7 protein-coding genes are annotated in these 11,357 nt (G+C 59.8%); 1 reads left to right on the top strand and 6 read right to left on the bottom strand.

Translation table 11 applies throughout. From position 1 onward, the window contains the following. Positions 1–223: 223 nt before the first annotated feature. The 5 genes from AC6FTP_RS07855 to AC6FTP_RS07875 form a co-directional block, all read right to left on the bottom strand. The gene (locus tag AC6FTP_RS07855) at positions 224–3,166 is read right to left on the bottom strand and encodes a hypothetical protein (protein ID WP_497206357.1); all 2,943 of its coding nucleotides are present in this window, start codon (positions 3,164–3,166) and stop codon (positions 224–226) included. A gap of 41 nt (positions 3,167–3,207) precedes the next feature. Beyond that, positions 3,208–3,774, bottom strand: a complete 567-nt coding sequence (locus AC6FTP_RS07860; RefSeq protein ID WP_497206358.1) for a hypothetical protein — start codon at positions 3,772–3,774, stop codon at positions 3,208–3,210. Between the two features lie 47 nt (positions 3,775–3,821). Further along, positions 3,822–4,112 (bottom strand): FmdB family zinc ribbon protein, encoded by a 291-nt coding sequence (locus AC6FTP_RS07865; protein ID WP_497206359.1) that lies wholly within the window; start codon positions 4,110–4,112, stop codon positions 3,822–3,824. Positions 4,113–4,192: 80 nt separating this feature from the next. After that, positions 4,193–5,632, bottom strand: a complete 1,440-nt coding sequence (locus tag AC6FTP_RS07870) for a Gfo/Idh/MocA family protein (RefSeq protein ID WP_497206360.1) — start codon at positions 5,630–5,632, stop codon at positions 4,193–4,195. A gap of 65 nt (positions 5,633–5,697) precedes the next feature. Beyond that, positions 5,698–8,382 (bottom strand): beta strand repeat-containing protein, encoded by a 2,685-nt coding sequence (locus AC6FTP_RS07875; protein ID WP_497206361.1) that lies wholly within the window; start codon positions 8,380–8,382, stop codon positions 5,698–5,700. Between the two features lie 230 nt (positions 8,383–8,612). Here AC6FTP_RS07875 and tal point away from each other — a divergent pair, with 230 nt between their 5' ends. Then, positions 8,613–9,566 carry a transaldolase gene (tal, locus tag AC6FTP_RS07880; protein ID WP_497206362.1) on the top strand — a complete coding sequence of 318 codons (954 nt, stop codon included), beginning with the start codon at positions 8,613–8,615 and terminating at the stop codon, positions 9,564–9,566. Positions 9,567–10,174: 608 nt separating this feature from the next. Here tal and AC6FTP_RS07885 read toward each other — a convergent pair. Next, positions 10,175–11,357, bottom strand: a 1,183-nt coding sequence (locus AC6FTP_RS07885) for an acetate--CoA ligase family protein (protein ID WP_497206363.1), incomplete at its 5' end; no start/stop codon positions are given.

The following is an 11,357-nucleotide window of genomic DNA, read 5'->3' on the forward strand; positions in this document are numbered from 1 at the left end:
GTGTATTTTGGTCGAGGTATAGTTTGTTGATGTGGATGGAGGTTGGTCCGGGAGACCTCCCACCGAAGCTCTATTTAAGCACTCGTTGTGCCATTGCCAAGTATCTTTTCTGAAAATTATTGAGTTGTTCACATTTCATCGACATGAGTTGAATTTAGAAAGGTGGATCAAGTCTTGGGGTGGCTCTTCCAAAATCGATGAATGATGAGATCCTGAGAGGCCCTTAAGGCCTTGCAAATTCCCGATCCAGCGCATCCAGATATTTAGAAATGGGGTCCTGCCTGGCAGGGGTCTCATTGCGGATGGTCTCAGGAAGCTTCAAGAAGTCATCAAAAGCACCGGACATCGCGGGAAGGCTATTTGCCTCATGAGTGTCTAGTTGGTCGCGGATGGCTTTGCTCTGATCCAGAGCTGTCTGAACTCGCCGACGCAATTGTTTGAGCCGGTCATCCGCATTTTTTGTTTTGCCCTCCGCAAGATCTGCGACAACCGCCATATAATCTGCCACAATGGGACGGAAGAGTACTGCACTACGCTGTTGCAAAGCATTCAGGGACAGGAGACTGCGCTGAAGAATAGCCTGGTGATCAGGACGCTTCATGATGGAGGCGAAATCCTCGACAGGAACCGCGACGGCAACGAGTGGTTCATTGGGGTCGATTTTAGGATTTTCGGCGGCTGGTGCCCTTTTGACTGCGGATTCAACGGACTTAGCCTTGGGCAACTCTTGTTTCCTGGCTGGTTCCACCTGCTCTGGTTTTTCGGCCTTCACAGCCATCGCTGGGGCTGGCTTTTGCTCACCGATACCTTGAGAGGAAGGCATTGGTTTGCCTTCATTCGCTTTGAGTTCTGTGGTCTTGTCCTTTGAGGGCTCTTGCTTCTTTTCAGGCTTTGTTGGTTGGGGCTTTTCGTCCGACGTTGATTGCTGGGGAGCAGGCTTTTCAACGACCATGGCATCTGCGGCTGGTGGCGCATCCTTTTCATCGGGTTTGGTGCTGGCGTCGTCCATGGCTTTACCCTCTTCCTCGGCTTTTTTCCCTGAACCGAACAGAGATTTAAGGCGGAGGGGTTCTCTTTTGGGTTTTTCCGCTTTAGGTTGATCGTCTTCAGGCTTGGGCTCTGCGGGCATTGCTACTGGGGCGTTTTTGTCTTCGGGGGCTGGCGGGGGCGAGCCTGTCTCAGCTTTGGGTTGAGGCGCTTTTTCAGACTTGGTTTCAATTTTGGATTGGGTTTCCGTGGGTGCTTTGTTTTCAACTTTGTCTTTGGTGCCATCTGGGGCCGTAGTTTTTTGAGATTTGTCCTCTGCCTTAGGTTCCGATTCCTTGGGTTTTTGCGGTTCTAAGGGCTTGGGTTCTGCGGCCGGTTTCGGCTTTTTATCACCACCAAAGAGACCAAAGAGCTTCTTTTTCTTAGCTGGAACCTCTTCAGTAGTGGCTTCCTGGTAAAAGAAGGCAATCAGTGGACCGCCCGCCTCCGGCAACCATTGGTCAAGGAATGTGCTGGCAGTTTCGACAGGTTTTTCGCCTGATTCCTCTGCTGGTTTTTCTGGGGCTGGCTCGGACGATTCGGGAGCCTTGCTGCGGCGCAACCAGTTCAAGGGATTCCATCCGCTTGGTTTTTTATCCGTGGGTATATTTTCAGGCTCCACCAAAGGGGCGGGTTCGAGAACATCGTCCTTGGGGATATCAGGTTTGCCCTCTGGCTTCTTTGCTGCGGACGTTTTGCCGCCACCAAACCAGCGGTTGAAGATCGGCTTGCGTTCATCAATAGCCGGGACTTGGTCTTTGGCGTCGGCTGACTGGCTGGGGAGTTCGATGGGAGGAGTACTTGCCACGGGAGAGTCAGACGACTTGATTTCCGAATCGGCTCGGGCTTTGGCTTCATCACGGGCTGCTTCCTCAATAGCAGCGTCGATCACGGCTTCGTCGCTGGCAGATTTGCGGCGAGAAAAGGGATTCAGGCGACTGAAGAAAGAGCGCTTTTTATCTTCGGTGGACGCAACTTCTGGTGCCGTTTCGGCGATAGTGGAAACGGGACTGGCGTCGGCTTTCGGAGGGGAAACTACCACCGTGGCTGGCGACGGGGTGATCCGTGCGACGACCGGGCGCGGTTTGGGAACCTCACTAGCACGTGCCTGGTAGCGGAAAGTGAGGGCATCTTCGAGTGCATTGACGGTTTCTTGTGGACTCAGCGGCTCAGCGAGGCCGGGGCGGGACAAGCTGGCGAGTTGGAGCGCCCACCACTTGTTCAGGCTCGCTGGGCTGGTGGCAAAGCTGGGAAATGCTTGATCCAGCAGTTCCCGCTCGGGTTGTGGGTCACCCGCAAGACTGGCCAGAAAACGATTCAGCCGGGCACCTCCTTCAGGTTGGTCCAGCAGGGCCAGCACAAGGGCGCAGCACGAAGTCTGGTAGATCGTCTTGGAAAGGGCGTCCATCTGCGTGGGGGATGCCTCGATAATTTCCTCGATACCAAAGATTTTGCCCGATTTGAAAATGGCGGCAAAGAGCGTACTGGGGCGAGTTTGCTTTCGATAATCCAGAGCCTCCATGACTCCTGTGTAAACCCAGTCAGGGAGCAACGAGGTTCGCTTTTCAGGAATCACTGACTTCTGGCGCAGGATACGTTCATGGAGAAGCGCTCGGATGAGTTCGGCACGAAAATCAGCAGGACGCAGGTCTGGACGAAGGTTGATTGTGACTTGGATGTGGAACCCCGCTTGATCGATCTGCGAAAGGGTCATGATCACCGTTTTTCCCGCCTTGCGCGCAGCTTCGCCAGAATTTAGCAGGACGACAATGGGTAGCACCCAAGGCTGCTTGTCCTTCAGGAGTGTGCGCAGTTCCTCATGAATCTCCTCACAACGCGTGGAGAAGGCGCTGCGCAGGGGCAGGTCATTGCCATGCACGATGAATTGCCCGCTGTTGCTGGTGGAGGGCAGCGCTTTGTTGGAAGTCAGCGGCGTTCCCGGCACGGGCGTGGCAGCAGGAGACGGTAGATCGGGGATGCGGCTGGGGGGAGCGGCTGGAGCCGCTTGCAGTTGGCCCGGCAAGGGCGGTGCCACAGGAGTGGCAGGGGCAGTCGTCGCTGGAGGCAAAACAGGCGGCGTCTGGGCAGCGATGGGACCGCTCAGAATGAAGGGAATGAGGAGGGCAAGACGGCGGGACATGGCGCGGACGGGACGGGTGAGCTGACTGAAAAGATGGAACATCAGGGGAAACGCGGATCGAGCACCAGCTTATCCTGGGCGATGCGCACCTCGTTCATTTGGAAAAGGGCCTGGATCTCCTCGTGCAATGTTTCACTCAGGCTTTGCAAAGCAGGAGAGAGAGGGCGGAGCAAACCTCGCGGCACACGCAGGTGTCCATAGGCACCGCCCGTCACTTCCACCCGAAAAACCTTTTCAAGCCGTGACACGGTCAGGTCCACGGTGGCCGTGCTGCGGTGACCGTGCATGTCCCAGACGAGAGTGACCTCAGCCACTTCGGGTTTCAGATCCACATGCAGACGCTCAAATTTCACCCAGCTATCCAGGCGGACATTCGCTTTGGCCGAGAGTACCCGCGCCAGATGACGGTTCACTTCCCCTTCGCTGATCTCCACGAGGCTGGATCCTTTGATCACAGCCTGTTTGAGATCATCCACGAGATCACGCGGCTTGGCATTCCCCTTCAGCTCCTGGTGTGGCTTGATCAAAGCAGGGCGATGTGCGACCCAAGCTGCGCCGGTCAGAGCGCTGAGCGTCGCCGTCAGCAAAAGATAGAAGAGAAACCTCACAAGCCGTGATCATGCACCACAGAGGGGCATGGCGGCAAGCGCAATGCTCAAGGAGCAGGACTCGATGCCGGTTTTGCCGGGGCTGCTGCAGGCGGGCTGCTCGCGGACGAACTCGCCGCTGAATCCTGCTTCGCCGCCGCCTTGTAGGAGTCGCTGCGGTAGTCGGTGATGTAGAATCCGCTGCCTTTGAAGATAAGGCCGGAACCCAGACCGATGAGACGCTTCACCGGCCCGGCGCAGTTTTCCTGAGGGCAATCGGTCAGGTGCGGGTCCTTCATGGACTGACGCGCCTCGAACTTGTGTCCGCAGGTCTGGCATTCGTAATCGTAGGTGGGCATGGCTTGATCTGTAGATAAATGGGGGGCGGGAGCTATGCGGGCTACGCCGCCCCGGTGCAAAAGGATTCTCACATCCCGACTCACACCATTTCAGGCACTTCGAAGCCAGCGCGGTATTGCCGCTTCAGCAGAGCCAGCGCTTCAGGAGTCGCCGTAGCACCGACCAGTGTCTCGTTTGCGGCATCGATTTCGAGCATCGAGCCCACCCGGAGTTCGCCAGATTTCAGCGAGACTTCATTCGCCGCGAGGTGCGCAGGCGTGTCGTCGATCACCTGCTGCCAGGGCTCGAAGTCCGCGAGCTGAGCTTTCGCCTGATCGTAATCGCCGCCCTTGCCGAGCTGCCAGGACATGTTCCCCAAATGGCACCACGCGCTGGAATAATGGATCTTTTCGATCTCGCCATTCAAGTCCTCCGACTTCCGGCTGCGGATCGCTGCGATGAAGTTCGCCGCGTGCTTCGCACCGCCGTCGCCTTTGAATTTCTGGATCACTTTCCCATTCAGGTCATGCGCCGAGCCGCCTCCGCGACCTCCAGCGTAGTAGCCGCCTTCACATTCGATCACGAGGAAAGCGCTCGTTCGGCGGCGGAGATAAACATCGGGAGCCTTCATGCCCGTTTTGCGCGGCAGATTGTGCACATCCATCACCACGGGCACCACGCCGGTATCAAAATAGACAAAGTGAGTGTTCGGCGTCTCGCCCGCGTCATTCCAGCCAAAGCGGCCTCCACCAGCGAGCACTCGCTTCGGCAGCGGGATCTTGTCGCGGAAGACCACATTTCTCAGGTCATCGAGGATGTGCGGTCCCCAGTTGCCCAGCTCGCCGTTGCCGGTGTTCCAGTTCCAGTGCCAGTCATAATGAAACTTCTCCCGCAGGATCGGGATGTCCTGCGCCGGGCCCAGCCAGAGATTGTAATCCACCGTCGTCGGTGGCGTGATCGGCGTCTCACGTTTGCCGATGGTCGCCCGCATCCCGTAGTGATTGCAGCGCACATATTTCATCTTCCCGAGCGCGCCGGAGTCCAGGTAAGCCTTCAGCTCCAGGTGAAAAGGATCACTCCGCTGCTGAGTTCCGCCCTGGACAATGCGGTTGTATTTCCGCGCCGCCTTCACGAGTTGGCGACCTTCCCAAATATTGTGGGAGACGGGCTTCTCAACATACACATCTTTCCCCGCCTGAATGGCCCAGATGGAGGCCAGCACATGCCAGTGATTGCCCGTCGAAACCACCACCGCGTCGATCGTCGGATCTTCCATCACCTTGCGCAGGTCCTGCGTCGTCTTCGCGTTGGGATACACCTTCTTCGCCTTGTCCAGAGCCGCCGTGTCCGCATCGCAAAGATAGGCGATCTCCACGCCCGGCACCTTTGCCATGCGGCTCGCATTCCCCATCCCCTGCCCTCCCAGGCCGATGCTGGCGATGCGGATCGTGTCATTCGCCCCCAGCACTCGGGAGGCGGAAAGAGCTGTGGTGGCGAGCGCAGTGCTGCGCAGAAAGGAGCGACGTGTCGAGGTGGTCATAAATGAAAGCAGGTCAGATTGGGCCAATCCAAACGACACGTCACCTGGAAAGCTGTCATCTGCCTTTAAGGCGCGAGATTGATCTCCACTCTGAAGAACTTCGGCACCGCCCCACCCGTCAGACTCGCCGGGTAAGGCACGCAGATCAGTTCATACGTGCCATTATCTGCCACCACGGTGGGCGCGCCGCTGGCTTCCCAGAGACTCAAATTGGCGCTGAAGCTTGGAACGTAGCTGAGCCCGGCAGTGGCGTAGTCTTTGCGACGGATGAACAAGGCGCAGGGGCTGCCATTTTCGATGGCGATCACCGGTCCCCCAGTCGTCGTGATCGAGGCCCCGCCCGAGAGTGATCCGCCGAAGCTGAGGGAACCCGCGCCTGAGCCGGGATTCGTGGCACTGGTGCCGAGCGCATACTCGCAGAGATTGCAGACACCGTCGTGGTCGTAGTCGGCCAGATCCGCCGTGTCGCCTGCATTGCTCGTCGTGCCAAATTGAGCCAGTCGCCAGTCCTGCACAGAGGTGAGCGTGGCAAACTCCTGATCGGCACTGTAGGTGGTGCCAGTCACATTCGTCGCTTTGACTCGAACATGATACGTCGTGCCAGGGTTGAGTCCCTGAAGGTAAATGGGAATGAGGCTGCTATAGCTGTCCCCATAGTAGAAAGCTGGCAGTGAAGTGGCATAGACGGTCTGTCCATAGCTGGTCGTCAGGCCGTATTCGAAATCGATCGTCGTGCTCAGGCCACTGTTTCCCACCGTGGATTGTACATAAGCGCTCGTGGTGGTGATGGATGAGACTTGGACAGGCGTCACCGTCGGAGCCGGCAGACCGCTGACAAAGCTGTTATCAGCCCCCGTCGTCGTACCGCTCGAATTCGTCGCAACCACCCGGAAGTGATAAGTCGTGTTCGGCGTCAGTCCCGAAATGCTGCTGTTCACCAACTGCGCAGACACGCCATCGTTGGGAGAAAGCGTGATCGCAGCCGTGCTCCCGTAGCTTGTCGTGGTGCCGTATTCGAAGATCGCCGTCGTCGCGAGTCCATTTGGGTTCACACTGGCACCCAGCGTGGCACTGCTTCCCGTGATGGAACTAGCAGAGCCAGTACTCACAATCGGTGGCGCTGAGACAGTGCTGGAAAGCGTGAAATCATTCCCCGTGCCGCCCACATAACTCGCCGTGAGCGACACGCCGTTGAAGACGATCTCGCCTCCCTCCGCCACTCCGGCAAAGGTTCCCTGAATCGCGTCCGTGCCGTCGTTGTCGATGAGGGTAAACGTCTGCCCCACGGCTGGGGTCGCTGCGTTGGTGGAGGTCGCTGGAGCCAGGTTCAAAGAGGCTCCGTTGAGGTCGATCGTGCCCGTGACCGTCAGTTTCGTCGATGTCGTGGAAGTCGGGAAACCCGTCACCACACCGCATCCAGAGTTGAGGGCCAAATTGACTGCGGTCGTCGTCGCCGTGGAGCTGGACCAAGCATCGATCAGGACATCGCCCGCCAGTCCCTGGCCATTCACCGCTCCGGTGCCCCCCGTGCAGACATTGCCAGAAAAGTTCACCGCCCCACCAAGCTGTAGTTTTGCGCCAGCACGCACAAACACCGCCGCGCCGAGCCCAGCTCCACCGCCGCCACTGCTCGTGCCCGAGGCTCCACCTGCGCCGAAGCCGCCCTTGCCATTGATAAAGCCTCCACCGCCACCACCGCCGAAGCCACCCGATCCGCCCCGGCTATCGCCAAAGTAAGGAGTGCTGGTGTTGATGCCGCTGCCGCCACCGCCGCCGAAGCCACCCGCACCGCCGTTGCCCGTCGTGCTACTGCTGCCGACACCGGAAGCGCCGCCACCACCGCCAAACCCACCTGATCCACCCGAGCGGAAGCTGAATCCACCGCCGCCGCTGCCAGAGTAATTTCCACCCCCACTGCCGCCACCGCTCACACCACCACCGCCACCGCCTGCGTTATTGGCTCCGAATGAAAAACCTCCGCCAAACGGACCATTGTCACGCCCCCACCCACCAGTGGAAGCACCCGCCAGACCACCCGCGCCTGGATCCTGGGTCTGATTGCTCGGAAGAGCATATCCACCGTTCGCACCCAGTCCGAAACCACCGCCGCCGCCGACAGCAGCGCCGCCGTTGCCGCCCATGCCGCCTCCGCCGCCATCAAAGCCAGATCCCGTGGAGCCACCGACAGCGCGGTTGTTGTTAAAGCTCACGTCATTCAGCACCAGCGTGCCCGCATTCACAAACACCGCGCCCCCCAGACCGGCACCGCCACCTGCGCTGCCTCCGCCCGCACCACCGCGAGCGTTGCCATTCGCCAAAGTCAGGTGGCTCAGCGTGAAAACAGCACTCGGAGTCGCCGTGCCGATGTCCGAACTCACGCCCACAAACAGCAGGCGATCCCCAGTCGAATTACTCGTCGATCCCCCGCTGATCGTGATGGCCCCTTGGCCCGAATTGCTGCCATCAATGCTGATCCCGTTCGGGTTTTTCAGCACCGGCAGCATCCGCGTCCCCGCACCATTCTCCGCCAGCGTGATCGTGCCTCCACCCGCGATGTTAAAGACAATGTTCGATGCCGCCGCATCCGCATTCGCCGCCAGGATCGCCCCGCGCAGCGTACCATCATTCGCCGCAGCAGTGGGGGAATCCATGAGACTGGTCACGGTAAAAGTAGCCGCAAGGCCAAAGCCTGCGCTCGCAACGAGCATGCTCCCCACAAGCACCCACAGATGGACGATGACGGATTTCATAGGCAGATAAGTTGGCTGATTCAGCGTAGCAGGCCGAACCACTCTGAGTGGATGAGGGCAACGACAGATACCATTTGGCAGAAAGGCCGGAGTTCTGACAAGAAAACGTTTCCCATGAGTCCCGCTGCTGCTGCCCATGATAAACCATCATCCACCAGCGCTTGCCGCGTCCAGACCGCCGCTTGCATCCCCGGCGCTTGCCCTTATTCTCGCGCCCCCAAAACACAAACATGAATCAACTCGATCAGCTCAAGCAGCACACCGTCGTCGTCGCAGACACCGGCGACTTCGAGGCCATGAAGGCCTACAAACCCCAGGACGCCACCACGAATCCGTCCCTCATCCTCCAGGCCTCCCAGAAGGCGGAGTACAAATCCCTGGTCGATCAGGCCATCGCCGAGCACAAAGGCAGCTCCCTCACTGGCGCAGCCAAAGTGGAGGCCGTCATGGACCGCATCCTCATCCTCTTCGGTCTCGAAATCCTCAAGATCGTCCCCGGCCGCGTCTCCACCGAGGTGGACGCCCGTCTCTCCTTCGACACCCAGGGCAATCTCGACAAAGCCCGCCAGCTCATCAGCATGTATGAAGCCGCCGGCATCGGCCGCGAGCGCGTGCTCATCAAGATCGCCTCCACCTGGGAAGGCATCAAAGCCGCCGAGATTCTTCAGAAAGAAGGCATCAACTGCAATCTCACCCTCCTCTTCAGCCTCGCCCAGGCCGTCGCCTGCGCCGAAGGCGGCATAAAGCTGATCTCCCCCTTCGTCGGTCGCATCCTCGACTGGCACAAGAAGAGCACCGGCAAAGACTACACCGCCACCGAAGACCCCGGCGTGCAGTCCGTGACCCAGATCTACAATTACTACAAGCACTTCGGCTACAAGACCGAAGTCATGGGCGCCAGCTTCCGCAACAAAGGTGAAATCACCGAACTCGCCGGCTGCGACCTCCTCACCATCTCCCCCGGCCTCCTCGGCGAGCTTCAGGCTTCTGAAGAATCCCTCGTGAAGAAGCTCGACGCCACCGCCGCCCAGTCCCTCAAGATCGAGCGCATCGGCAGCGACGAAAAAACCTTCCGCTGGCTCTTCAACGAAGACGCCATGGCCACCGAAAAGACCGCCGAAGGCATCCGCAACTTCGGCAAAGACATCGTCAAGCTCGAGAAGCTCATCGAAGCCGGTCTGTAATACGCCTTACCGCGAATCCCCTCAAGGCGCGATCTCCCATGCGGAGGTCGCGCCTTCTTCGTTCGTAGTCCCGGCTTCAGCCGGTTCTTTGAATCTGGCAAGGCTCGTCAGCCCCAACCTTGGCCATAGAAGGTGTCGGCGGGGATGACCTGCGGCGGTGGAGCAGGGATGGTGGGTGGGGCTGCCGGAGTGCTCATGGACTTAGTTTGCCAGGAAACGGAGCCTCCTGACAAGACGGAAGACTCCGCAATCGAGGTCTGGGCGTCTCCCAACAAGCGGGACGACTCCGGGATCGAGGTGTCCGAGTCTCCTGACAAGCGGCACGACTCCGCAATCGGGGGCTTGGAGATTCCGGCAGGCCGATCCCGGAGTCGGCGCGAGTGTCGGGAGACTCCCGACAAGCAGGACGACTCCGCAATCGTGGTGTACGAGTCTCCCAACAAGCGGGACGGCTCCGTAATCGGGGGGTGGAGATTCCAACAGGTCGATCCCGGAGTCGGCGCGAGTGTCGGGAGACTCCTAACAAGCGGGACGACTCCGCAATCAAGGTGTCGGAGTCTCCTGACAAGCCTCACGGCTCCGCAATCGGGGCTCCCGAGAGGCTGAGATCAGGTTTCCCCCTGGGCGCAGACGATCCGGGCATCCAGGGCGATGATGCCGCTGGCGGTGGCGAGGAGGGGGTTGATGTCGAGTTCCTGGATCTCGGGGCAGGCGAGGACGAGGTCGCCGAGCTTCACGAGGACGTCGGCGAGGGCGTTCAAGTCGGCAGGTTGGAGATGGCGGGTGCCTAGCAGGGCGCGGTGGATGCGGGTCTGGCGGATGCGATCCAGCGCGAGCATGGGGGAAAGTGGCGGCAGGAGCAGGACGCGGTCTTGCAGGACCTCCACCATGACGCCACCGGCACCGAAAAGCAGCACGGGGCCGAACTGCGCGTCGTGGGTGCAGCCGCAGATGAGTTCGAGGCCTTTTTCCTGGATCATCCGCTGCACGGCCACGCCGTCGAAGTCGGAAGGCTGCACGGCTTTTTCGATACGCTGATAGGCGGCGAGCACGGCATCGGCGTCTTGAAGATCGAGCTGCACGCCGCCGATGTCGGTCTTGTGGGTGATGGTGGGGCTTTGCAGCTTCAGCACGACGGGGAAACCGACCTCTTGGGCGAGTGCGATGGCTTCTTCGGCGCTCCTGGCGTGTCGGGTTTCCAAAACGGGGATGCCAGCAGCGGCGAGGACTTCTTTGGCCTGAATCTCGGTGAGCAAAGTCCGGCCTGCGGCGCGATGGCGGGCGATGATTTCACGCGCCTCCGGCAAAGTAGGGCGCTCGGCGCAGGCGAGGTGGTTCGTCTCTTCTAACCAACGAAGCCGCTCCTGCCTCTGCCACATGAACTGCCAGGAGCGCGCGGCTTCATCGGGGTAATCATAGGTCGGGATACCGCCCGCATTCAGAGCTTCGCGCGCGACTTCCACGGCATCGCCGCCCATCCAGCTCGCGAGCAGGGGTTTGCTTGTCGTTTTGGCCAAAGCGACGAGCGATTCCGCGATGGCGAGCGGCTCGGTCATGGCCTGCGGGGTGAGCACGGCGAGGATGCCATCGGTCTGCGGATCATCGGCGATGGCGCGAAATGCAGCGGCATAGCGGGCGGCATCGGCATCGCCGAGGACATCGGCGGGATTGCCGTGGCTCCAATGCGCGGGCAGTTGGGAGTCGAGTTGCTGGAGCGTGGGGGGCGTGAACTCAGCCAGCTCACCGCCATGACGCACGAGGGCATCGGTGGCGAGCGCGCCGGGTCCGCCA

The organism is Prosthecobacter sp., assembly GCF_044378005.1.
Classification (GTDB): domain Bacteria; phylum Verrucomicrobiota; class Verrucomicrobiia; order Verrucomicrobiales; family Verrucomicrobiaceae; genus Prosthecobacter.

Excerpts from the sequence above, each read along its gene's own strand:
- AC6FTP_RS07855 (WP_497206357.1), bottom strand. The coding sequence starts at position 3,166 with ATGTCCCGCCGTCTTGCCCTCCTCATTCCCTTCATTCTGAGCGGTCCC.
- AC6FTP_RS07865 (WP_497206359.1), bottom strand. The coding sequence starts at position 4,112 with ATGCCCACCTACGATTACGAATGCCAGACCTGCGGACACAAGTTCGAG.
- AC6FTP_RS07870 (WP_497206360.1), bottom strand. The coding sequence starts at position 5,632 with ATGACCACCTCGACACGTCGCTCCTTTCTGCGCAGCACTGCGCTCGCC.
- AC6FTP_RS07875 (WP_497206361.1), bottom strand. The coding sequence starts at position 8,382 with ATGAAATCCGTCATCGTCCATCTGTGGGTGCTTGTGGGGAGCATGCTC.
- tal (WP_497206362.1), top strand. The coding sequence starts at position 8,613 with ATGAATCAACTCGATCAGCTCAAGCAGCACACCGTCGTCGTCGCAGAC.